This window comes from Pantoea sp. Pa-EAmG (assembly GCF_030024295.1).
GTDB classification, from domain to species: Bacteria; Pseudomonadota; Gammaproteobacteria; order Enterobacterales; family Enterobacteriaceae; genus Pantoea; species Pantoea dispersa.
Map to the genome: position 1 here is coordinate 1 of NZ_JASEWO010000068.1, position 22,513 is coordinate 22,513.

The 22,513-nt window shown below is 58.5% G+C and carries 20 protein-coding genes and 1 pseudogene; 8 read left to right on the forward strand and 13 right to left on the reverse strand.

The window, feature by feature from the left end; all coding sequences use genetic code 11:
* The 3 genes and pseudogenes from araH to QMM04_RS11135 all read left to right on the forward strand — a co-directional run.
* Positions 1-117 (forward strand): annotated as a pseudogene (gene araH / locus QMM04_RS11125) (L-arabinose ABC transporter permease AraH); the annotation flags it as partial.
* A gap of 57 nt (positions 118-174) precedes the next feature.
* A complete protein-coding gene (gene araC, locus QMM04_RS11130; RefSeq protein WP_058769720.1) occupies positions 175-1,092 on the forward strand; it encodes an arabinose operon transcriptional regulator AraC in 918 nt (305 codons plus the stop codon).
* Between the two features lie 77 nt (positions 1,093-1,169).
* Positions 1,170-2,210, forward strand: coding sequence for an oxidoreductase (locus QMM04_RS11135; protein WP_021506175.1), 1,041 nt, complete (start codon positions 1,170-1,172; stop codon positions 2,208-2,210).
* A 62-nt stretch (positions 2,211-2,272) separates the two neighbouring features.
* Here the strand turns inward: QMM04_RS11135 and add are convergent, their stop codons facing one another.
* The 3 genes from add to malX form a co-directional block, all read right to left on the reverse strand.
* Positions 2,273-3,271 carry an adenosine deaminase gene (gene add, locus QMM04_RS11140; RefSeq protein ID WP_127834039.1) on the reverse strand — a complete coding sequence of 333 codons (999 nt, stop codon included), beginning with the start codon at positions 3,269-3,271 and terminating at the stop codon, positions 2,273-2,275.
* 118 nt (positions 3,272-3,389) lie between these two features.
* Positions 3,390-4,565 (reverse strand): MalY/PatB family protein, encoded by a 1,176-nt coding sequence (locus tag QMM04_RS11145; protein ID WP_282996184.1) that lies wholly within the window; start codon positions 4,563-4,565, stop codon positions 3,390-3,392.
* Positions 4,566-4,567: 2 nt separating this feature from the next.
* The gene (malX, locus tag QMM04_RS11150; protein WP_282996185.1) at positions 4,568-6,154 is read right to left on the reverse strand and encodes a maltose/glucose-specific PTS transporter subunit IIBC; all 1,587 of its coding nucleotides are present in this window, start codon (positions 6,152-6,154) and stop codon (positions 4,568-4,570) included.
* 177 nt (positions 6,155-6,331) lie between these two features.
* Between malX and malI the strand changes: the two genes are divergently transcribed.
* Complete coding sequence (gene malI, locus QMM04_RS11155) at positions 6,332-7,357, forward strand: Mal regulon transcriptional regulator MalI (RefSeq protein WP_031279152.1); 1,026 nt, start codon at positions 6,332-6,334, stop codon at positions 7,355-7,357.
* Between the two features lie 402 nt (positions 7,358-7,759).
* Positions 7,760-8,950 carry a glycosyltransferase gene (locus QMM04_RS11160; RefSeq protein ID WP_282996186.1) on the forward strand — a complete coding sequence of 397 codons (1,191 nt, stop codon included), beginning with the start codon at positions 7,760-7,762 and terminating at the stop codon, positions 8,948-8,950.
* 80 nt (positions 8,951-9,030) lie between these two features.
* Here QMM04_RS11160 and QMM04_RS11165 read toward each other — a convergent pair whose 3' ends face one another.
* From QMM04_RS11165 to manA, 7 genes are all read right to left on the reverse strand, one after another.
* A complete protein-coding gene (locus QMM04_RS11165; protein WP_021506169.1) occupies positions 9,031-9,267 on the reverse strand; it encodes a hypothetical protein in 237 nt (78 codons plus the stop codon).
* A 53-nt stretch (positions 9,268-9,320) separates the two neighbouring features.
* Positions 9,321-10,775: a methyl-accepting chemotaxis protein gene (locus QMM04_RS11170; RefSeq protein WP_282996187.1), complete on the reverse strand. Its 1,455-nt coding sequence runs from the start codon at positions 10,773-10,775 to the stop codon at positions 9,321-9,323.
* A 392-nt stretch (positions 10,776-11,167) separates the two neighbouring features.
* The gene (locus QMM04_RS11175; protein ID WP_058769725.1) at positions 11,168-11,815 is read right to left on the reverse strand and encodes an anti-sigma factor; all 648 of its coding nucleotides are present in this window, start codon (positions 11,813-11,815) and stop codon (positions 11,168-11,170) included.
* Positions 11,812-12,366: a sigma-70 family RNA polymerase sigma factor gene (locus tag QMM04_RS11180; protein ID WP_058769726.1), complete on the reverse strand. Its 555-nt coding sequence runs from the start codon at positions 12,364-12,366 to the stop codon at positions 11,812-11,814. Before QMM04_RS11180 ends, QMM04_RS11175 begins: the two co-directional genes overlap by 4 nt.
* A gap of 43 nt (positions 12,367-12,409) precedes the next feature.
* The gene (locus tag QMM04_RS11185; protein WP_058769860.1) at positions 12,410-12,973 is read right to left on the reverse strand and encodes a fasciclin domain-containing protein; all 564 of its coding nucleotides are present in this window, start codon (positions 12,971-12,973) and stop codon (positions 12,410-12,412) included.
* A gap of 134 nt (positions 12,974-13,107) precedes the next feature.
* The gene (locus QMM04_RS11190; protein ID WP_282996188.1) at positions 13,108-14,607 is read right to left on the reverse strand and encodes a YdgA family protein; all 1,500 of its coding nucleotides are present in this window, start codon (positions 14,605-14,607) and stop codon (positions 13,108-13,110) included.
* A 129-nt stretch (positions 14,608-14,736) separates the two neighbouring features.
* A complete protein-coding gene (gene manA / locus QMM04_RS11195) occupies positions 14,737-15,912 on the reverse strand; it encodes a mannose-6-phosphate isomerase (protein ID WP_282996189.1) in 1,176 nt (391 codons plus the stop codon).
* Between the two features lie 197 nt (positions 15,913-16,109).
* On the opposite strand from manA, the gene fumC reads away from it, so the two are divergent.
* Positions 16,110-17,507 carry a class II fumarate hydratase gene (gene fumC, locus QMM04_RS11200; RefSeq protein ID WP_058758471.1) on the forward strand — a complete coding sequence of 466 codons (1,398 nt, stop codon included), beginning with the start codon at positions 16,110-16,112 and terminating at the stop codon, positions 17,505-17,507.
* Between the two features lie 48 nt (positions 17,508-17,555).
* Here the strand turns inward: fumC and tus are convergent, their stop codons facing one another.
* Entirely contained in the window at positions 17,556-18,482 is a 927-nt protein-coding gene (gene tus, locus QMM04_RS11205) for a DNA replication terminus site-binding protein (protein ID WP_059008706.1), read from the reverse strand.
* Between the two features lie 209 nt (positions 18,483-18,691).
* Between tus and QMM04_RS11210 the strand changes: the two genes are divergently transcribed.
* Positions 18,692-19,879 carry an MFS transporter gene (locus QMM04_RS11210; protein WP_282996190.1) on the forward strand — a complete coding sequence of 396 codons (1,188 nt, stop codon included), beginning with the start codon at positions 18,692-18,694 and terminating at the stop codon, positions 19,877-19,879.
* Between the two features lie 45 nt (positions 19,880-19,924).
* Here QMM04_RS11210 and QMM04_RS11215 read toward each other — a convergent pair whose 3' ends face one another.
* Positions 19,925-20,137, reverse strand: coding sequence for a hypothetical protein (locus QMM04_RS11215; RefSeq protein WP_088515833.1), 213 nt, complete (start codon positions 20,135-20,137; stop codon positions 19,925-19,927).
* Positions 20,138-20,657: 520 nt separating this feature from the next.
* On the opposite strand from QMM04_RS11215, the gene QMM04_RS11220 reads away from it, so the two are divergent.
* Positions 20,658-21,143 carry an Rrf2 family transcriptional regulator gene (locus tag QMM04_RS11220; RefSeq protein ID WP_262263864.1) on the forward strand — a complete coding sequence of 162 codons (486 nt, stop codon included), beginning with the start codon at positions 20,658-20,660 and terminating at the stop codon, positions 21,141-21,143.
* Between the two features lie 192 nt (positions 21,144-21,335).
* Here the strand turns inward: QMM04_RS11220 and QMM04_RS11225 are convergent.
* Positions 21,336-22,513 (reverse strand): efflux RND transporter permease subunit (locus tag QMM04_RS11225; protein ID WP_282996191.1); only part of this gene is annotated, 1,178 nt, incomplete at its 5' end.

A 22,513-nucleotide genomic window follows, 5' to 3' on the forward strand; every position in this document is an offset into this window, starting at 1 on the left:
GAGAATGCGATGAATTTATTGAATATCTCGCCATTCTCACAGTATGTGGTGCGCGGTTTGATACTGTTAGCGGCGGTGATCTTTGACCGCTACAAACAGAAAAGCAGAACCGCCTGATCCCGCGGGCGCAGCCGCAACGCTGCGCCCCAACGTCACGCGAACCGGGAGATCCTTATGTACCACCGCGAAGCGCCGAGTGAACAGCAAAATCCTTTACTGCCGGGCTATCCGTTTAACGCCTGGCTGGTGGCCGGACTGACGCCGATCAACGCCGGCGATCAGCTCGATTTTTTTATCGATCGCCCGCACGGCATGAAAGGTTACATTCTCAATCTGACCATTAAGGGACAGGGACGCGTCTTTGACGGTGAGTCAGCGTTTGACTGCCAGCCGGGCGACCTGCTGCTGTTCCAGCCGAAAACGCCGCACTATTATGGCCGCGCGCCGGACAGTCCGTGCTGGCATCATCGCTGGGTCTATTTCCGTCCGCGCGCCTACTGGACCGACTGGCTGCAGTGGCAGGATCAGAACCAGGGCGTTGGCCGGCTGCGGCTGCCGGATGCGCTGCGCGCCGAATTTGACCGCCTGTTTGCCAGCATCGAACAGACGCACAACTCAGGACGTCGCTTTGCCGAAGAGCTGGCGATGAATCTGCTGGAGCGCCTGCTGCTGCGTGCGGTGGAAGAGGATCCGCGCAGCCATCAGCAAATTCGCGACCCGCGCGTGATTGAAGCCTGCCAGTACGTCACCAATCATCTGGCCAGCGAGGTGAAAATCGAGGAAGTGGCGCGCCACGTCTGTCTGTCGCCGTCGCGTCTGGCCCACCTGTTCCGCGAGCAGATGGGGATCAACCTGTTACGCTGGCGCGAAGATCAGCGGGTGATCCGCGCCAAGCTGCTGTTGCAAACCACTCAGGAACCGATCGCCTCGGTGGGGCGCGAGGTCGGCTACGACGACCAGCTCTACTTCTCGCGCGTGTTCCGCAAGCGGGTGGGCGTCAGTCCGAGCGATTTCCGCCGCCGCAGTCAGGATGCGCACGACGCGCTGGTGGCCCAGGAGAGCTGGCAACCGGCACGGAGTGCGATCTCCTGAGCTTTCAGGTGATTCCGCCTTGTTCTTACTGACTGATTCGTCTTAAATCAGTCAGGTCACGAACAAGAGGAATGAGAATGAGCGATAAACTACGTGTCGGCCTGATCGGCTACGGATTTGCCAGCAAAACCTTCCATGCGCCGCTGATCGCCGGTACGCCAGACGTTGAGCTGGCGGCGATCTCCAGCAGCGATGCCAGTAAAGTGCACGCTGACTGGCCGTCGGTGCAGGTGGTGGCCGATCCTCAGGCGCTGCTGGATGACCCGACGCTGCACCTGATTGTAATTCCTACCCCGAACGACACCCATTTCCCGCTCGCCAAAGCGGCACTTAATGCCGGCAAGCATGTGGTGGTCGATAAACCGTTTACCGTGACACTGTCACAGGCACGCGAGCTCGACCAGCTGGCCAAAGCCAAAGGGCTGCTGTTGTCAGTGTTCCACAACCGCCGCTGGGACAGCGATTTCCTGACGCTGAAAACGCTGCTGAACGACGGCACGCTGGGCGAGGTGCGCTATCTGGAATCGCACTTTGACCGTTTCCGTCCGGAAGTGCGTCAGCGCTGGCGCGAAATGAAAGGCCCGGGCAGCGGGATCTGGTTCGATCTTGGACCGCACGTGCTGGACCAGGCGTTGCAGCTGTTTGGACCGCCGGTGGCGATCAACGTCGACATGGCTGAACTGCGTCCCGGCGCGCAAACCACCGATTACTTCCACGCGGTGCTGACGTATCCCACCCGGCGCGTGGTGCTGCACGCCAGCATGCTGGTAGCGGCGGAATCGGCGCGTTTTGTGGTGCACGGCACGCGCGGCAGCTACGTTAAGTATGGGCTCGATCCGCAGGAGGACCGTCTGAAAGCCGGTGAACGTCCGCCGCGTGAAGAGTGGGGCTACGATATGCGCAACGGCACGCTGACGCTGGCCGAGGGCGACGTGATGGTGGAAAAAGAGCTGCTGACGCTGCCGGGCAACTATCCGGCCTATTATGCGGCGATCCGCGACGCCATTGCCGGTAACGGTGCCAACCCGGTTACGGCGGAAGAGGCGATTCAGGTGATGGAGCTGATTGAGCTTGGCCTGCAGTCGGCGGAGAAACGCCAGACACTGTCCCTGAAGTAAACCGGACGGCGTTATCGCCAGCCGATCAACAAGGAGCGCAATCTGCGCTCCTTTTTTATGGCTTATGCCGCCACGCGCTGGCGCAGCGCGGCTTTCTCCGCCTCGGTTAAAAAGGCGATAGCGATGCCGTTCTCTTGTGCCTGGCGAATCTCGGCGGCGCTCAGGCCCGCCTGTGGCGCAGCGACCTCATATTCATGCGCCAGCTCAATGCCCTGTACTGCCGGATCGTCAGTGTTGATGGTTGCCAGAATGCCGTGCTGCAGGAACGCCTTCAGCGGATGGCTGGCCAGCGAGGCCACGGTGCTGGTCTGAATGTTCGACGTCAGGCAGGATTCAATGCCAATGCGCTGTTCGGCGAGGAAATCCATCAGCGCGCGGTCTTCAATCGCTTTGACACCGTGACCGATGCGCTCAGCGCCCAGTTCGCGGATCGCCTGCCAGATGCTCTCCGGTCCGGCGGCTTCACCGGCATGCACGGTAATGCGGAATCCGGCGTCGCGGGCGCGGTTAAAGTGGCTGAGAAACTCGCTGCCCGGGAAGCCCAGTTCGTCACCGGCCAGATCGACGGCAGTGATGCCGTCGCGGTGCGCCAGCAGACCTTCCAGCTCGCGCAGGCAGGCTTCTTCGCCGAAGGTGCGGCTCATGATGCCAATCAGCTTCACATCAACGCCGTACTGCTGCACGCCCGCGCGCACGCCATCAATCACCGCTTCCACCACGCCAGCAATCGGCAGCTGATGGTTCATCGCCATGTAGCCCGGGGAGAAGCGCAGCTCAGCGTAATGGATACCGGCCTGCGCGGCGTCAGCGACGTTTTCCAGCGCTATGCGGCGGCAGGCGTCGAGATCGCCCAGCACTTTGACGCCCCAGTCAAGCTTCTGCAGAAAGCTCACCAGGTCCGGCTGGTTGGCGGTCACCTGCACGTGCGGACGCAGCGTATCCAGCGTATCGGCGGGCAGCGCAAGATTGAACTGGCGACCTAAATCGAGGATGGTCTGGGCGCGGATATTGCCATCGAGGTGGCGGTGAAGGTCGGTGAGGGGAAGTTTCGCATCAATCATGTCGCACTCGCTGAATTAACGTAAAGTGCAGACCATTATAAAAACATCTTGCGCAACCGCGCTAGTGATTTGCGCAAAGCGGGCAGCGGATGCTGAATTAATCAGCATCCGCTGTGGTTCAGAACGATTGCAGTGCGGCAATCAGCCGGTCCAGCCCGTCATCCAGCTTGCTGCGCGGGCAGCCGGCGTTGAGACGCAGATAGCTGCGGCTGGCGCTGCCGTAAGTGCTGCCTGGCATAATCGCCACCTTATGCTGCTGGATCAGCCGCTGCTGCAGCGCGACGTCATCAATGGCCAGCGGCGCGGTGTCAATCCATGCCAGATAAGTGGCCTGCGGCGGTTGCCAGTTAAGCCCGGCAAACGCCGTGTTGAGCCGTTGCGCAATGTGCTGCATATTGGCGCGCAGATAATCGCGCAGCGCGTCGAGCCAGGGTGCGCCGTGACGGTAGGCGGCAATAGTGGCAGCCAGCGCCATCACCGCCGGTGACGACAGCCCGTCCTGCTGCTTCAGCGCGTGAAACCACGCCTGGCGGTCGTCCGCGTGCGGAATAATGCCCCAGGCACCGGTCAGCGCCGGAATGTTGAAGCTCTTCGAGGCCGAGGTAAACAGCGCCCAGCGGCCTTGTGCCACCTCGCACCACGGCGTGTGGCGCGCCTCGCTCAGCACCATATCCATATGGATTTCGTCGCTGATCACGCTCACGCCATGCCGTTCGCACAGTGCCGCCATCTGCTGCAGCTCTGCGCGCTGCCACACTTTGCCGGTGGGATTGTGCGGGCTACACAGCAGCATCACCTTACAGCGCGGCCGCGCCAGCAGGGTTTCCAGCTGAGCCATATCACAGTGCCATGTGTCGCCAGCGCGCTGCAACGGTAACTCCAGCACCCTGCGCTGATTACCGATGATTGTCTGGTAAAACGCATCATAGGCCGGCGTGTGAATCAGTACTTCATCCTCCGCCTGCGTCCAGTGGCGCAGCAGCTGCGCCACCATGTAGATCACCGACGGGCCATACACCAGCGACTCTGCCGCGACCTCGCTGGCAAAGCGGCTGTGCATCCAGTGCTGCAGGGCGGAGAGGAAATCCTCGTGCTGCCAGCGGCTGTAGCCCAGCACGCCGTGATTCAGCCGCTGCTGCAGCGCGTCAATGATGCAGGGAGCGGTGGCGAAATCCATGTCCGAGATAGTAAAAGGCAGCAGATCTGGCACGCCAAAGCGGTCGGCGACAAAGTCCCACTGCGTGCACCAGCTGCCGTGGCGATCCACCACCCGATCAAAATTAAACGCCTGCATGTTTACACCGTCGCGCTCATCAGATGGGCCATTTCATCTTTGACCGACTGCACCTGCGGGCCAATGACTACCTGCAGATTGGTCTGGTTCAGGTGCACCACGCCGATGGCGCCGTTGGCTTTCAGCGCGGCATCGTCGACCTTGCTCATGTCGGCCACCGACAGGCGCAGGCGCGTCAGGCAGTTATCCAGCGAGGTGATGTTGTCAACGCCACCCAGCGCCGCGATAATCGCTGGTGTGTTGTAGCCGGATTTGCCCACGCCGGCGCGGCTGACCTGCTGCTCAACGCGGCTGGTTTCTGCTTCGCGGCCGGGTGTTTTGATGTTGAAGCGTGTGATGGCGAAACGGAAGATGGCGTAGTAACCCACAAACCACACGGCGGCAATCACCGGCACCCAGTACCATTTGGTAGAAAGGCCGTGCAGCACGCCAAACACGAAGAAGTCGATCACGTTACCGTCGGTATTACCAATGGTCACGCCAAGCATTGCCATCACGGTGAAGCCGAGACCGGTCAGCAGCGCGTGGATCAGATACAGTACCGGTGCGACAAACAGGAACAGGAACTCGATCGGTTCAGTAGTGCCGCCAACTACGCAGGCAACCACGCCCGAAATCAGCAGGCCTTTAATTTTGTGACGGTTTTCCGGGCGCGCGCAGTGGTAAATCGCCAGCGCTGCCCCCGGCAGGCCGCCAAGGAATGCCGGCATTTTACCCTGCGACAGGAAGCGGGTAGCGCTTTCCGCGAAGCCGTGAGTTTCCGGACACGCCAGCTGCGCCTGGAAGATGGTCAGCGCGCCGCTGACGCTGTGACCACACACCTCCATGGTGCCACCGGCATCGGTGAAGCGAATAATCGCCACCAGAATATGCTGCAGGCCAAACGGCAGCAGCAGACGTTCACCGGTGCCGAAGATCATCGGGCCGAATTCGCCCGCGCTGTTGATCATCCAACCAAGACCGGTGATCGCGCGCGCAAAGAAAGGCCAGATCAGCGGTACTACCAGCCCCAGCAGACCCATCACCACGGTGGTGATAATCGGCACAAAGCGCGTGCCGCCGAAGAATGCCAGCGCATCCGGCAGGCGAATATTGTGAAAACGCTCGTGCAGCCAGAACACCACAATGCCGACAATCACCGCGCCGAGAATACCGGTGTCGATGGACTGAATGCCGAGAATGTTCTGCACGTTATTGGCTTTCAGCACTGCCGCATCGGTAGTCGGCAGGATCCCGTTGATGTTCAGCCAGAAGTTAACGCTGAGATTGAGCACCGCAAAGCCGACGAAGCCGGCAAACGCCGCCACGCCTTTGTTTTCCCGCGCCATGCCCAGCGGGATGGCGATGGCAAACATCACCGGCAAATAGCTAAAGGCAAAGGAGCCGATCTTCGCCATCCAGATAAACAGGTATTGCAGGAACGGCTGGTCGAGCAGCGGAATCAGCGTCAGTACATCATGGCTGCTGAGTGAACTGCCGATCCCTAACATGATGCCGCAAAACGACAGCAGCGCCACGGGTAGCATAAAGGTTTTCCCCAGGCTCTGGAAAAATTCCCAGAGCGACATTTTGGGTTGGCTGTGAGGCATAGTCTCTCCTGGCTAAAAAGTAACAAGCGGGTAAAGTGGTGGAGGATGATAAAACGTTTTATCACGGCTTTTTGTGGTGATAATCACAAAGCGTGACGAGCATCAGGCTTTATTTTTATGCTAATCAGTGTAACGTTTTACCTCTTTGAATTTTCCGGCAACGAAAAGCGTCACACTATGTCCCAGCAGAAAATCACCATCCATGATGTCGCGCAGGCCGCTGGCGTATCGGTCAGCACGGTATCGCTGGTGCTGTCCGGCAAAGGGCGCATTTCACCTGCCACCGCCGCGCGGGTGAATCAGGCGATTGAGCAACTCGGCTATGTGCGTAATCGCTCGGCCTCCATGCTGCGCGGCGGTGAGAGCGGGGTGATTGGTCTGATCGTGCGCGATCTCAGCCAGCCCTTTTATGCAGCAATGACGGCGGGACTGAGCGAGGTGCTGGAGCAGCAGGGCAAAGTGCTGGTGCTGACGCAGAGTGGTCAGCACGGCCAGCATCTGCAGCGCTGTTTTGATTCGCTGGCGGCGCAGGGTGCCGATGGCATTGTGCTGGGCGGCGCGGTGGCGCAGGCGGAATCGCTGCGGCTGCAGGCGCAGGAGCAAAATATTGCGCTGATCTGCGCCGCGCGCGCCAGCAGTCTGGAGAAAGTCGATTCGCTGCGTCCGGATAACAGCCAGGCGGCGCGGATGGCCACCGAGTATCTGATCAAACAGGGACATCAGCGCATTGCCTGGGTGGGCGGTCTGGGTTCGTCACTGACGCGCGCCGAACGTATCGGCGGCTATTGCGCCACGCTGCTGCAGTACGGTTTGCCGTTTCGCCCGGACTGGATTATCGAATGTGACGATCGCCAGCAGAGTGTCTCCGCGCTGACGCAGGCGCTGCTGCATCAGCATCCGCGTATTACCGCTATCCTGGCGCACAATGCCAGCACCACGCTCGGCTGCTATTTCGGCGCGCTGCGCAGCGGTCGCACCCTCGGGGAAGACGCCGTGGACAGTTACTACACCCAGCAGCTGGCGCTGGTCGGCTTTAACGACGATCCGCAGCCTGAGCTGAACGATCCGGCATTGACGTTTGTCAGCAGTGAAGCGCGCATCGTCGGGCGGCGTGCGGCAGAACGCATATTACAGCGCCTGGCGCAGCCACAGGCCGATGTGCAGACGTTAATCGTGCCGCCGCAGCTGGTGCAGGGCCGCTAAGCCTGTCGCCCGCCCGGCGTCAGATCATTACTCGCCGCGTTTCTGTTACCGCTGCTTACCGATTGTCAGCCGGCCTGTGATCATCGTTCTGCTTATGCATTGCGGGCCAGCAAAAAATAAAGATTAAACTTCGGCATCAAATCCTGACACGAAATTGTCATAATATGGCCAGCGCTAAATAAAAATCAACGCGTTAGTCATTTTTATAAATTACGCGAATTTTGTATTGATTAATATTCTTTACCGGCCGCGCCTGAATTTTATTTAGGCTGGCTGATGTTATTACCTGTCACAAAATGTGTATTTTCTTATTGTTTAGCGCGGGTTTACTTGCTCGCTGGATTTGTGACTGGCGAGGAATATACTGCCAGCTATGCTTATTTTTCCTGTGCCGGGGCACGTATGAAAATAATCGTAAATGGGAAAGGTTATCCGGAAAAGAGAAATATCATCGTCAACGATTCACACCATTATCTCAATCTGAAATATAAAAATATCTGGTTTTATCGTAACGCCGTCAGGCAGAAAATCCGCAAAGCCAATAAGTTGTTCATTTTCGCGCCGCTACCGTTCTCGGTGCCGGACGATGCGCAAATCATCCATCTTTTTAATGAAGTGGCCTGCACGAAAAAACGCTGGATGGCGACATTTGAAACCGAAATTCCGCGCGTGCTGCCGGTGCCGGGCATGGCCAAACTGCATAATCCACAATTGCAGAAACAACTCAAACTGATCGCGGCACCGCAGTGTACGGCGCTACTGGCTATTTCCGACGCGACGAAAAAAATTCAAATCAAGCTGTTACAGGCGTTTCCGCAGCAGGCTGCAGCCATTTTGCCCAAACTGCACACCCTGCATCCGCCGCAGGCAATTATCTGTGATCGGGTCAGGCCGGTGAATCAGGCGAAGCTGACGTTCAGCTTTGTCGGCAATGAGTTTTATCGTAAAGGTGGGGCGGAAGTGGTGCTGGCCTTTAGCGAGTTGCTGGCAGAAGGCATCATTCACCCCGACAGCGTGCAGGTGAATTTAACGGGCAACCTGAAGCATCGCTATAATATCGCGCACGGCGCGCAGCAGGATGACGCGCAATTTCATCAGCGGATTGAAGACCTGATTAATCAGCAGGCAATCTTCAGGCATGAAACATTTTTGCAAAATGATCGGCTGATGAAAATGCTCGAACAGACCGATGTGGGATTATTACCGACCTGGCAGGATACCTACGGCTTTTCAGTGCTGGAAATGCAGGCGTGCGGCTGTCCGGTTATTACCACCAATGTACGCGCACTGCCGGAAATAAACCCGGCTTCGGCCGGCTGGCTTATTGATTGTCCGTTGAATGATATGTTTGAAATCGCTATCGGTTCAGCGCAGGAGAAACAGGCGATCAGGGCCAGAATTATTGCGCAGCTCAAACAGATCATCACGCAGATGATGGCGCAGCGCGAGGCGATCAGCACCCGCTCGGCGCGGGCGCTGCAAAGAATTAAAGACCAGCACGATCCGGCGCGCTTTCGCGCCCGTCTCGACGCCTTTTATCAGCAGACAGCACAGGTGAATCGTGCCCCGGGCGTCAGCGCTAAAGAGATTTGACGCATGAATCACGCCGGGTGGAGGAAGCGGATCCCCGGTTGTCGCAGGTGGCGCTGACGCAACGGCCAGCGCGCACGGCATTAGCGGGCTCTGGCCGTCAGACTAAAATAGGGATGTTTTCCTGCCAGCAGCAGCAAAAACTCATATTCTCCCTGACTGAGCGGCGACGGTTTTGCTGCGGACTCCTTCATCTGCCAGACCCGCAGGCTAAGGTCGAAGCGTTCAGCCGCGTGCAGTTGGGTCATGCCCGTGGCGATGCGTAAGTCACGCACATCAGTCTGAACCGGAACGATGTGCTGCAATGATTGATGGCTCATAAGTTCTTCTCTTTCTGTGGCCTGTCCCTGGCGGTATGGTTATCGGCTGCGAGCTATGCCGGGTCAGAGACGGCAAGCTTTTCTGTCGCGAAGCTGTCAATGGCTGAAACGGGGCGCTGACCGGCCAGCAGCGCGCTGTGCTGCGGGCTGTCAGAAAAGTTAAAATGACTGATCACCGCAGCCAGCGTTCCGGTACGGCCATTCAGGCTGCCGGCCGAGGCGGCAATCTCTTTCACCAGGGCGGCATTCTGCTGGGTAACGCGATCCAGATCGGTCACGGCCAGCGTAACCTGGGCAATGCCTTTGCTCTGTTCGTCTGACGCCAGCGCAATCTGGCCAATCAGCGACGTGACGGCGGAAACGCTTTGCGTGGCGCTGTCCATGATGGCGCCGGCGCGCTGCGCGGTCTGCGCTCCCTCGCCAACGCGCGTCACGGTGCCATTAATCAGCCCTTCGATCTCCTTCGCGGCGCTGGCGCTGCGTTGTGCCAGCGTGCGCACTTCAGCTGCCACCACGGCAAAGCCGCGTCCCTGCTCACCGGCGCGAGCGGCTTCAACAGCCGCGTTCAGTGCCAGAATATTGGTCTGAAATGCGATGCTGTTAACCGTGGCGGTGAACTGACGGATTTTATCGGCCTCGGCGGCGATATCGGCCATCATCGCTGACACGCTTTTCACCAGCGCTTCGCCGTCGCGCGTGGTGCGCGCCGCATCCTCAGCCAGCTCGCGCGCTTCGCCCGCGCTGTGGGCATTTTTCTCTACGGTGGCGCTAAGCTGCTCCATGCTGGCCGAGGTCTGCTCGAGCGCAGCCGCCTGGCGGGTGGTGCGGTCGGACAGATCGGCATTGCCGCTGGCGATATCCGCAGACTCCTTGCGTAGCACGTCGGTGTTGTCATGCACGGCACGCACCGTGGTCAGCAGGCTCTGCTGCATCAGCCTGACCAGCGGAATCAGCTGACCCACACAGTTGCGGCCAAAATCCTGCGGTTCCCGCGTAAGATCGCCAGCGGCGATGCCGCGGAAATGTTCCCGCAGCGCCCCCAGCGGCCGTACCAGATGCGTGACCAGAAAACGGTCACAGAACAGCAGCAGCGCGAGCATCAGCAGTGCAGCAATGCCAAAGGCCATTTGCAGACGCTGGCGATCGGACTGGTCGGCATGGTTATTCGCTGCGATGTCGCGCTGCAGGAAATGCAGGCGCTCAGCCGCAGGCACCGCAAAGTCAGCCGGCGATGCGGTGAGGGCGGTACGCAGCGGCGCCCAGTCGCTATCGGCCGGGGCATCGGTCGCTACAGCCGCTTTCGCCGCCGTGGTTCCCGATGCCATCACTAAACTTGCGCGATTGAGAAACAGCAGCTGGCTGGTCAGGGTGGCGTTATGCAGTTCGCGCTGATGCATGTCGCGCAGCACCGTGCTGCCATAGATCCCGGCCAGCGCCACAATCAGTAGCGCCGCGACCAGGATGCACTGCACAACCCGGCGAATGGTGAAGTTTTTAAGAAATTGCATGGTGAGTTTCCCCGGTGTCGTTTAAGACACAATGGTGTCGAGCGTTATTATTTATTGTTCGCGATAATATCGCGTACTATGGTTTAGCGTTTTAAGCATGGCAGGGAATTCTGAAAAAGAAAATGAATCGTCGATAAAATATTTCTTTCCCAAAGATATGCCAGATTAATTTACAAGAGGGTTATTTCGCCTGGCCGCGGCAGTCAGGCTCGCCGGCGGATAAATAAACTTTCATTGTTTTTGCCGTTTGCTGAAATTGAGCGTTCAGTGCCCGTTAATTTAGCTTAAGTCACGCCGCAATGATTAACAGCACTCCGCCTGCAACACGCTGGGCGTCAACAAATAATAAACGCTGCCGTGTTAACGCTAATTTCACCCGTGACCATCACCGATTATAAATTCACACTGTAAAGCACCGGGCCCGTTGGACGTCCGGTTGGCGAACCGCCGTGCGGCTCGAGACTGATCGCCAGCGTCGCCTTAACCAGCGACTGCTGTTTCTCAATCGGATACTGCTGCGGCGCACTTCCGGTGACCAGACCAAGTGAAACGGGTGCCCGGCCCGGCGGAATCAGCCACAGTTCCAGACTCTGATCCGCCCTGACCGCGCTGACCTGCAGCGGCGCCAGACTGATCACGTCCTGCCGGCGGCTGGCGCTCACCACCCATTGCTGACTGTGTTGCGCATCGGTCAGCACCGCCAGCGGTGTCATCACCGGCTCGCGTAGCCAGTAAGCCGACAGCGCGAAGCCCAGCGCGACGCAGGCGGCAGCCAGCCACGGCAGCGTCCGGCGTGCGGGGGCGACGCGCTTGTCGGGCGGCAGAGAAAGGGCAATTTTTTTCCATAGCGTTTCCGGCGGCGTGACGGGCGGCTGAGCCTGATCGAGACCCGCCAGCAGCGTCTGCCAGCGGGCGACCTGCGCCGCCAGCACCGGCTCGGCCTGCAGTCTGCGCTGAAAGCGCAATCGCGCGCTGCCGCGCAGGGTGCCGAGGGCGTATTCTGCAGCCAGGGCTTCGTCTCGCTGCACCTTGTCGCTCATAGTCCTACGCACTCCCGTAAATGTTCCATCCCGCGTCGAATCCAGCTTTTCACCGAGCCCACCGGCTGCTGCAGCCATCCGGCGATGTCCGCATGTGACAAGCCCTGATAGTAGGCCAGCGAGATAGACTGGCGCTGCTCACTGCTGAGATGCTTCATACACTGGTGTAAGCGGGCGACCTGCGGATCGCACTGCTCATCAATGCGGGTGTCATCCAGCGCACTGCTGTGTTCGTCGAGCCAGGTTTCGTCAGTGTTAAATTGTCTGGCATAGCCGCTGCGCAGCCAGTCAATGCAGCGGTTACGCACAATGTGCGTCATCCAGGTCAGCGGCGAACTTAGCGCACTGTTAAATGACGCTGCGTTGTGCCAGATGGTGATATAGCACTCGTGCAGAATCTCTTCCGCCCACGCCCGCTGGCGTAACATGCGCAGCGCTATCGCAAACAGGTGCGGTGACGTCAGCCGGTACAGCTGTTCAAACGCAGGGCGATCGCCACTGGCGACCGCCCTGATTAAGGCTATTTGTTGCTCAGCCTGAGACGCGTCCATAATACTCCTGGCGGGTTTATTTAACCTTACCGAGTATAGACAGTTATTCAGGCATCAAAACAGTATCAATAACATCAATCACGCCATTTTTCTGATTAACATCATAAGTGCTGATATTCGCCACATTACCCTGACCATCTTTCAGCTGAATATTGTGCGGGCCGTTGCTCATAATCCACAGCGGCTGACCATTCACCGTTTTCAATTCGGCTTTACCGCCACCCTGTTTAATTTTTTGCTCCAGCGCTTTCATATCATATTTACCGGCGACCACATGGTAGGTTAGCACGCTGGTGAGTTTGGCTTTGTTTTCCGGTTTGAGTAACGCATCAACGGTGCCGGCAGGCAGTTTGGCAAAGGCGGCGTTGGTCGGTGCAAAGACGGTAAACGGACCTTTACCCTGCAAGGTGTCGACTAGGCCCGCCGCTTTGACCGCCGCCACCAGCGTGGTGTGATCCTTCGAGTTCAGGGCATTTTCAATAATATTTTTTTGTGGATACATTGCCGCGCCGCCCACCATCACCGAATCGGCGTGCATGGCCGCCATCGAAGCGTTCGCGCCAAGCAGGGCGGCAGACAGGACGGCATAACTGATTAACTTTTTCATCATATATCCTCATTGAAGGAGCAGAAGGGTGCTCACACAGGGATATACGTTCGGGGGTGCCAACTGGATGCAGGAAAACGTGAATTTTTTTTCGCAGCAGGAAAACGGCAGCCCTGAGCGGGCTGCCGGCAGGTTTACTCAGGCATGCCTTCGCTGGTTGGCGCACCCAGCATGTAACGCGACAGGAACTGCTCCAGCGTCATTTTGTCGCCATTCATGGTGACCTGACCGTTAGCGTATTGCAGGCTGGTGGTGATGTTATCGTCCTGCTGCTGCGTCAGACGGAACATCTGGCCCATTGCCGCCAGACCTTTCACCTGCTGATCGGCCAGCTTCTGCGCATCATCACCCTGATAACCTTCCGCCAGCCCGACGTGACGCATCACTTCGGTCGCCATCGGCATATTGATGCTCAGCTTGCCGTCGAGCGTTTTCAGCACGCGATCCACGGCGGCACCCAGACTCTGCGGTTCACCGGTGACGGTCGCCGGATCGTTAAAACCGACGTTAAGGTTGAACGTGCTCTCGCCCTTGTCATTTTTCCAGCTCAGCGGCGCCACGCTTACGGTCGGCGAACCTTTCAGCAGGGTCGGCAGGTTATTTCTCAGAATGGTCTGCACGCTGGCCTGGTAGCGGATAGGATCGTCCACCACGCCAGGCTGGTTCAGCAGATCCTGCATCTGCGCATTGTACTGGTCAGAGAAGGTTTTCACCGCCTGAGCATCAAACTGCGCAAATTTCATCGCCAGTTTGGCTTCGCCGAACGGCTGTTTCTGCAGGCTGATGCTATCGACCTGATAATCAATCTGGCCGCCAATCTTACCGTCTTTGTTGTCGAACGAGGACTTCCCGTCCAGCTTCTCCAGCGTCAGGCCTTCCTGACCGTTGATGCTGGCGTCGAGCTTATCCAGCGTGATGGTCTGGTCGCCGACGCGCACGCCTTCCGGACTCAGGTGGGTGTCACCGCCCAGCTTCAGACCGTTAAGGGTAAACAGCACCGGCTGCTGCAACTGGTTTTTGCTGGTGACGGCGATGCTGGAGAAGTCGCCCTGCAGACTCACTTTGTCGCCTTTGCTGTCCGCGCTGACGTTGAGCGTGCCGCCGTTGGTGGCGAGGCGATCACCGGTCTGCGCATTGCTGTAATCCACCGGCAGCAGGTGCAGCGCGGTATCGGTCGCGCCGCTGTACCCGACGCGGGTATCGGCATTAACCAGCGATTTGCCCTGAGTCAGTTCAAACAGTTTCTTCACCGCATCGATGTTTTCCAGTTCGGTGTGGACCGAGGCCATGCTGGGGATCAGGTTGCCGCGCTTCAGCTGAGCAAACGGGAAAGGACCGTGGTCGATGGTTTCGTTGAGCACGATGCTTTGACCCGGCTTCAGCAGCGGATTGTCTTCGGTCTGCGAACTGGCCTGAATTACCAGTTTGGTTTTGCTGCTGAATACGCCACGCTGGTAATCCTGATAGCTGAGCGTCAGACGGCTATTCGGCGCGTACGCGTTGATCTGGCTGTTGGCATTTTGCAGCATCTCATCCATGTGGCTTTCCAGCTGTTTACCGGTAAACCACGCTGCGCCAGTCCAGATTACGCCGAGCGCCACAATCACACCTACGGCAACCTTGGTCTTTTTCATCGCTGAGTCGTCCTTATCCTTGCGTGCGCATACCGTTGGGCCGCGCGACGGGTGAAGAAAAACGCCCGCAGGCGTTTTTTAATTAATAGTTTGAAATAATAGCAGTTAATGCTGCAGGCGTCAGCCGCCTCACGTCAGCGCGTTGTACACCCGCGCCAGACGACCGGTCCCCGCCGCGCTCACCGGCGACTCGCTGGCTGCGACAAAGCAGGATTCGCCCGGTTGCAGTACCAGCTGCTGTCCGGCCTTTTCAATCACCGCCTGGCCTTCAATGCAGAACAGCAGGGCGGCACTGTGCTGTGCCAGCGTTTGCGGCGTGGCCGAAAGCGTATGGATGGCGAAGGCAAAATCCTCTACCGGAATCGGGAAGTTGAGGCTGTCGCCCTGTGCCTGCGGCTGTGTGAGCAGCGTCGCCGCCGGTTTGGCCTCGAACTTCAGGTTGGCCAGCAGTTCCGGAATATCAATGAATTTCGGCGTCAGGCCGGCGCGCAGCACGTTATCCGAATTGGCCATCACTTCCAGCGCCACGCCTTTCAGATAGGCATGCGGCGTTTCGGCGAACAGGAACATCGCCTCACCCGGTTGCAGGGTGATGACATTCAGCAGCAGCGGTGAGAACAGGCCATTATCGTCCGGATAGTCGCTGGCGATCGTTTTGATGGTCTGCCACGGCTCGCCTTCGCGCGCGTTCAGCGCGGATTTCAGCACGCCGAGCGCGCGGGATTTGCTTTCGTCTTTCAGCGACAGCAGGGTAGCGAACAGTTTAGCCAGTGCGGCTTCGCTGGCGTTTTCGAGGAAATGGGCGATCTGCGGATGCGCGCCCGCGACCGGCTCCAGCAGCGAGACAATCTCAGGCAGTTCGCGAAAGCCGTTCATCGCCTGGAACGGCGTCAGGGCATACACCAGTTCGGGCTTGTGGTTAGCATCTTTATAGTTGCGCTCGGCGGCGCTGAGCGGAATGCCCGCCGCGTTTTCACGCGCGAAACCGGCTTCTGCGGCAGTTTTACTGGGATGCACCTGAATTGATAACGGCTGATCGGCGCACAGCACTTTAAACAGAAACGGCAGCTCACCGAAACGCTGCGCTACCGCAGCCCCCAGCGTCGCGACCTGATCGTCATTGATCACGTCACGCAGCGAACGGGTGACGCCATTCACTTCAACGGTAGAGGGGCTTTTGGGGTGCGCGCCCATCCATAATTCCGCCATCGGCAATCCCTGCGGGTTTTCGATGCCGTAGAGTTCGGTCAGCGCGGTTTTGCTGCCCCATGCATAATTTTGCAGCGAATTGTTCAATTTTTGCATCGTTTACCCTTAATAACGGTAAGTAAATAAGCGTATTAAAGCAGAAAGTGCCATAGAAAATACACGAACAAGTGCAATAAACGCGATGGGCTCGCATAATGTTAATTTCTTGTATGTGACAATCTTGCTCGCTCTAAGGCGTCGCGGGAAGACGACTTAGGCGGAAACCTCAAAATCTGAGCTAAGGAGACGTAGTCATGGCAGCCAACCGCATTGAAAAAGATTCAATGGGTCCGATCGAAGTTCCGGCAGATAAGTTGTGGGGCGCACAAACGCAGCGTTCGCTGGAGCACTTCCGTATCTCCACCGAGAAGATGCCCGTGGCGCTGGTGCATGCGCTGGCGCTGACCAAGCGCGCCGCCGCCCAGGTTAACCGCGATCTGGGGCTGCTGCCGGCTGAACGGGCCGGGGCGATTATCGACGCCGCTGACGAGGTGCTGGCCGACCAGCACAGCGACGAGTTCCCGCTGGCCATCTGGCAGACCGGCTCCGGCACCCAGACCAACATGAACATGAATGAAGTGCTGGCTAACCGCGCCAGCGAACTGCTGGGCGGCGAGCGCGGCATGTCGCGCAAAGTGCATCCGAATGATGATGTTAACAAGAGCCAGAGCTCCAACGATGTGTTCCCGACGGCGATGCACGTTGCTGCGGTGATTGCGCTGCGCGAACAGCTGATCCCGCAAATCGAGGTGCTGAAAAATACCCTGAGCGAGAAGTCCGCCGCGTTTAAAGACATCGTTAAAATTGGTCGTACCCACCTGCAGGACGCCACACCGCTGACGCTCGGCCAGGAGATTTCCGGCTGGGTTGCCATGCTGGAGCACAATCTGAAGCACATCGAACACAGTATTCCGCACGTCGCCGAGCTGGCGCTGGGCGGTACCGCAGTCGGTACCGGCCTGAATACCCATCCGGAATATGCGGTGCGCGTGGCGAAAGCGCTGGCCGACCTGACGCAGCAACCCTTTGTCACTGCGCCCAACAAGTTTGAAGCGCTGGCGACCTGCGATGCGCTGGTGCATGCGCACGGCGCGCTGAAAGGCCTGGCCGCCTCGCTGATGAAAATCGCTAACGACGTGCGCTGGCTGTCGTCCGGTCCGCGCTGCGGCATCGGTGAAATCAGCATTCCGGAAAATGAGCCCGGCAGCTCGATCATGCCAGGCAAAGTCAATCCTACCCAGTGTGAAGCGCTGACCATGCTGTGCTGCCAGGTGATGGGCAATGATGTGGCGGTGAACATGGGCGGTGCGTCCGGTAACTTCGAACTCAACGTCTACCGGCCCATGGTGATCCACAACTTCCTGCAGTCGGTACGGCTGCTGGCAGACGGCATGGACAGCTTCAATCACCATTGCGCGGTGGGCATTGAGCCCAACCGCGAGCGCATCGATCAGCTGCTCAACGAGTCGCTGATGCTGGTTACCGCGCTGAATACCCATATCGGCTATGACAAAGCGGCGGAAATTGCCAAGCAGGCGCACAAACAGGGGCTGACGCTGAAAGCCTCGGCGCTGAAGCTCGGCTACCTGACCGAAGCGCAGTTTGACGAATGGGTGCGGCCGGAAGAGATGGTTGGCAGCATGAAGCAATAGCTTTACTGCCGGGCACCACAGCGCGACCTGTCGCGCTGTTTTTTTGCCTTACAGACGGTCACTCCATAAATGCAGCCGCGGGATGATCAAATGCAGCGGCTGCGCCAGCGGCTTGTAACGGTGCGCGATGTTTTCAGCATCGTAATCCAGCAGTTCACCCAGCGTCGGCACCTGCGTACGATCGCGACACAACACCAGCAGCGGCGAAGGGCAGGCCAGCTGCAGCTGTTTTTTCTCGCTGGCGCGCCACAGCCGCGCGATAGGTTGCACTTTGACTGGCCGCTTGATCTTCAGCTGCGCGCCGTCCGGCAATGACCGCACCCGCTCCAGCTCCTGCTGCACTTTCTCTGCCCACTGTTCGCGCGTCCACGGCGCCTGCGCGCGGTTCGCCTTCAGGCTGCGCTCCAGCTGCCCGACGATGGCCTCGCGCGTCACCTTCTTGATGATGTTTTTATTCGCCCAGCCAAAACGCAGCGTATCCGGCGCCTGCAGTAGCGTGACGCTGCGGTAGGCGTTGAGCGTGATCAGGCCACGCAGATGCTGGTGCACAAACTCAAAACGCGCCTCGCTCGGCAGGCCGGAGTCGACGGTGATCAATTGCTCCAGCCGCTGCTTAAGGGTGTTGATGGTCGTGACCTGCTGCTCCAGTCGCTGGCTGGCCGCCTCATCCGCCTCAATGCAGAGGGCGCCAGGCAGACGCACCGCCGCTTTGGTGCTGAGTTTTTCCGACTGATGCTGCATAAACAGGCGACAATAGTGGGCGAGGGCCATTTCGCGCGCGCGTTTACCGAGGTGCTGGGTCACCGCGATGCGGTTGATTTCATCATGCTCTTTGCCTTTCTCGATCTCCGGCAGGCTGAACACGCGCGCCAGCAACAGCGGCTGCTGTTCAACCGACGCCCGCAGCGCAGTGAGTTCGCGCTCCAGCGTATTCACGCATTCGTGTAAATCAGCCACCAAATCATAGCGAGCCATCGCGGTTCTCCATAGTTACAACATACCAAAGGGTGGCACTGAATGACGCGGCGAGCAAGCAAGCATACTAGTTACAACATACTATAATAAGGTTTATCTATCCAATCGCTGAAACCCGGCGTGGAATTCGGCTCGACAGGGCGCGCGGGCATTTTTCCTGTCGGATGAACATGTTATAACCGTGATTTACCTGTTAACGGATATTCGCTGTGGAGTATCAGCCAAAACCGGGCGCGCCCGCTATCGTTACGCTCGGCGCCGTGCAGATCCTGTCGTGGGGCGGATCATTTTACTTGATGGCCGTGATGGCTAACCCGATCATCGCGGAAACCGGCTGGTCGCAGCAGTGGGTGTATGGCGCACTTTCGCTCGGCATTCTGGTCTCCGGCCTGCTGGCACCGCTGTGCGGCCGGCTGATTGCCCGCGCACAGGGTCGCCGGCTGCTGGCGGCGAGCGGGGCGGTGATGGCGCTCGGGCTGGTGATCATGGCGCTGAGTCACAGTTTGCCGCTGTTTCTGTTTGCCTGGCTGATTATCGGCGCGGGTATGGCGATGGGGCTGTATGACGCGCTGTTCGCCACGCTGGGCACCTTATATGGCGGCCAGGCGCGTGGCGCGATTACCGGTATTACGCTGATTTCAGGATTCTGCACCTCGCTGGTGTGGCCCGGCATCGCGCTGCTGATCCACTGGCTGGAGTGGCGCGGCGCCTGTCTGGCTATTGCCGCGCTGCTGTGTCTGGCGGTGCTGCCTGCTTACCTGTATGCGCTGCCGGCGCCGCGCACGCCATCGATGCCAAAAACCAGGCAACAGCATACCGCACAGAATTCACTGGCTCCCACGCTGTTCTGGCTGCTGTGCAGCATCTTTACCCTCGCGTCGGTGATCATGATGGCGATATCGGTGCAGCTGATTACCCTGCTGCAGGCGAGCGGGCATTCGCTGAGCGCCGCGCTGGCGATCAGCACGCTGCTGGGGCCGTGCCAGGTGGCGTCGCGCATTGTCGATATGGCGTTCAAACGCGGCCATCCCATCTGGACCACTTTCTTCTCGGTCGGACTGGTGGCGCTGGGATTACTGCTGCTGGCCTGTTATCCCGCGTGGGCGCTGGTAAGTATGGTGCTGTACGGTGCAGGAAATGGCTTGCGGGCTATCGTGCGCGGTACGCTGCCGCTGGCGATGGTAAAACCGGAAGAGTACGCCATTGTGGTTGGCCGCATGGCGCGACCGGCGCTGATTGGTCAGGCGCTCACGCCGCTGATTGGCGGCTATATTTTCCAGCATTCCGGCGCGCAGGCTACGCTGTGGCTGTTATGCGGGCTGGCGCTGATCAACGTGCTTTTGGTGGTGGTGCTGAAGCGGAAATTGCCGGCAGGCGCTCCGGAATCCGCAGGTTGAAATCGCCACTGACGGCTAACGGGCAGAGATGGCCGCTGCTGCGCTTTAGTGGCGATCCGTCAGATATTGCAGCAGGCAACACAACGCGCTTAACAGCAGAGTGCAGCCAGCCGAGACAACGAAAGGCAGCGGTGCCATCCGTACGCATTGCCATAAGGTTGGCGCGTTCAGGCAGCTGGTTGCCGCCGTGATGATGCCCACCGTCAGCGGGAGAACGGTCAGCAATAACGCGCCGACGACCGGGGATAATACAGACATTATTTCGCGCCTCGAAAATAGTAACGGCGCGCATTTTGTGCAAAAAATAGCAAGGGACTCATGACCCTGATCAATATTATTCCTTTCAGAAACCGGTTAATCGACCCTGACGCAGCCCCTTCGCCGGTGTGTTTTTGTTTCTTACACAGAAACAATGGTTTGTCTGAAGGTCGGTTGCGCAGACGGCGCACCACGCGTGCAGAAATGATCGTCCCTTTGTCACAACGTCCTTTGCCAGCCCGCAGCTACAGCGGTGGGGGCAAAAAAGTGACACATCGCGCATATTGTTGCGCAAGGCTCAGAGTGCTAAAGCGGTCAGCGGCATGCCCTGTTGGAATATTTTTATCTAAATTCAATAGTTTAAGTAGATATCAAGGCGGGTAATAGCGCAGGTTAGTCACGGGCGGAAAGCATTTTCGGTATTCTAAAAAGCAACAGTGTTTGTTATATTTATTGCTCATTGATTATTCACTGCCGCGGTATGAAAACAAGAAGATAGGCCGCAACTCAGGAAACAGAAATGCTAGATTACCGCTTCCCGACAGCTTTGCAGATGGTTTTGAGCGTAGCGATGGCGGAGCAATTGGGTAAACGCTCGACCAGTGCCATTCTGGCGTACGGTCTTGAAGCGAACCCCAGTTTCATTCGGAAACTCATGGTTCCGTTAACGCGCGATGGCATCATTGTCTCGACGCTTGGCCGTACCGGCTCGATCCATCTGGGTCGTCCGGCCGCTGAGATCACGCTGCGCGATATCTACACCTCAGTGATTGAAGACAAAAAACTGTGGGCGTCGCGCCCCGATGTCGCACCGCGCTGCCTGGTCAGCGCCAACCTGTGCTGGTACTTCAAATCGATCGCGGAGCAAGCGGAAGAGGCGTCGCTTAAAGTGCTGGAAACCCGCACCGTCGCCGATGCCCTTAACGAGCTGAAAAAGCACGATACCAGCAACTGCGAACCGCTGCCTGACCTCGAAATCGCCGATCTCTGCAAAAAAGACCGCTAACCTCCCGTGCGCATCGCTGATGCGCACCTTGCCATTCCGCTTCTGTACGCGCAATCTCCCCCTGTAAATCCTGTGAAATCCTGCTGCTGTGCTCTGGCGCAAAGGCGCGCTGTTATTGTGTAACATCGTCGTGCTGCGTCAGGCAAAAAAAATCCGGGCACGGTGGCCCGGATGGGTTTTACTCCTTAACGTTTACACCGTCTGCGTTTCCACCGCCGGCTGCTGCTTGCGCGTCACCAGCTTACGCAGCGTCACGTAGAACACCGGCGTCAGGAACAGGCCAAACAGCGTAACCCCCAGCATGCCCGAGAACACGGTGATGCCGGTGACGCCACGCACTTCGGCGCCCGCACCTTCGCCCAGAATCAGCGGCACGGTGCCGGCAATAAAGGCGATGGAGGTCATAACGATAGGGCGCAGACGCAGGCGACAGGCTTCCAGCGCTGACTCCACAATCCCTTTGCCCTGCATCTCCAGTTCGCGGGCGAACTCGACGATCAGGATGGCGTTCTTACATGCCAGCCCCATCAGCACCACCAGACCTACCTGGACAAACACGTTGTTATCGCCGCCGGTCAGCCACACGCCGACCAGTGCGGAGAGCATCGTCACCGGTACGATCAGGATCACCGCCAGCGGCAGCGTCCAGCTCTCATACAGCGCCGCCAGTACCAGGAACGCCAGCAGCACCGCCACCGGGAATACGATAAACGCGGTGTTGCCCTGGGTTGCCTGCTGATAGCTCAGGTCGGTCCATTCGATATTCATGCCGTTCGGCAGCACCTGGCTGGACATCGCCTCGAGTTTTTCCATCGCCTGCGCAGAAGAGAGCACGCGCGGATCGGCATCGCCAATCAGGTCAGCCGCCGGATAGCCGTTATAGCGAATCACCGGGTCCGGACCGTAGGTGGTGGTGATGTTCACCATGCTGCCAATCGGCACCATCTCACCGCGATCGTTACGGGTGCGCAGGTTCGCGATATCCTGCACGCTGTCGCGGAAATCCCCGTCAGCCTGCGCCATCACACGCCAGGTACGACCAAACTTATTGAAGTCGTTGACGTAAGAGGAACCCAGATACACCTGCAGCGTCGTGAACAGATCGGTCAGCGATACGCCCTGCGCTTTGGCTTTGTCGCGATCAACCTGCACATCCAGCTGCGGCACGTTGGCCTGATAGGAGGAGATCGGGAACATCATGCCAGGCGTCTGCATCACCGCACCGGACAAGGTATTGATGGCGGTTTGCAGCGCCCCGTAACCTAAGCCCGCACGATCCTGCACATACAGCGAGTAACCCGAACCTTGCCCCAGACCCAGAATCGGCGGTGGCATAATCGAGAAACCAAAGCCTTGCTGGATTTTGGAGA

Coding starts and splice junctions, on each gene's coding strand:
- araC (WP_058769720.1), top strand. CDS start 175: ATGTACCACCGCGAAGCGCCGAGTGAACAGCAAAATCCTTTACTGCCG.
- QMM04_RS11135 (WP_021506175.1), top strand. CDS start 1,170: ATGAGCGATAAACTACGTGTCGGCCTGATCGGCTACGGATTTGCCAGC.
- add (WP_127834039.1), bottom strand. CDS start 3,271: ATGATTGATGCGAAACTTCCCCTCACCGACCTTCACCGCCACCTCGAT.
- QMM04_RS11145 (WP_282996184.1), bottom strand. CDS start 4,565: ATGCAGGCGTTTAATTTTGATCGGGTGGTGGATCGCCACGGCAGCTGG.
- malX (WP_282996185.1), bottom strand. CDS start 6,154: ATGCCTCACAGCCAACCCAAAATGTCGCTCTGGGAATTTTTCCAGAGC.
- malI (WP_031279152.1), top strand. CDS start 6,332: ATGTCCCAGCAGAAAATCACCATCCATGATGTCGCGCAGGCCGCTGGC.
- QMM04_RS11160 (WP_282996186.1), top strand. CDS start 7,760: ATGAAAATAATCGTAAATGGGAAAGGTTATCCGGAAAAGAGAAATATC.
- QMM04_RS11165 (WP_021506169.1), bottom strand. CDS start 9,267: ATGAGCCATCAATCATTGCAGCACATCGTTCCGGTTCAGACTGATGTG.
- QMM04_RS11170 (WP_282996187.1), bottom strand. CDS start 10,775: ATGCAATTTCTTAAAAACTTCACCATTCGCCGGGTTGTGCAGTGCATC.
- QMM04_RS11175 (WP_058769725.1), bottom strand. CDS start 11,815: ATGAGCGACAAGGTGCAGCGAGACGAAGCCCTGGCTGCAGAATACGCC.
- QMM04_RS11180 (WP_058769726.1), bottom strand. CDS start 12,366: ATGGACGCGTCTCAGGCTGAGCAACAAATAGCCTTAATCAGGGCGGTC.
- QMM04_RS11185 (WP_058769860.1), bottom strand. CDS start 12,973: ATGAAAAAGTTAATCAGTTATGCCGTCCTGTCTGCCGCCCTGCTTGGC.
- QMM04_RS11190 (WP_282996188.1), bottom strand. CDS start 14,607: ATGAAAAAGACCAAGGTTGCCGTAGGTGTGATTGTGGCGCTCGGCGTA.
- manA (WP_282996189.1), bottom strand. CDS start 15,912: ATGCAAAAATTGAACAATTCGCTGCAAAATTATGCATGGGGCAGCAAA.
- fumC (WP_058758471.1), top strand. CDS start 16,110: ATGGCAGCCAACCGCATTGAAAAAGATTCAATGGGTCCGATCGAAGTT.
- tus (WP_059008706.1), bottom strand. CDS start 18,482: ATGGCTCGCTATGATTTGGTGGCTGATTTACACGAATGCGTGAATACG.
- QMM04_RS11215 (WP_088515833.1), bottom strand. CDS start 20,137: ATGTCTGTATTATCCCCGGTCGTCGGCGCGTTATTGCTGACCGTTCTC.
- QMM04_RS11220 (WP_262263864.1), top strand. CDS start 20,658: ATGCTAGATTACCGCTTCCCGACAGCTTTGCAGATGGTTTTGAGCGTA.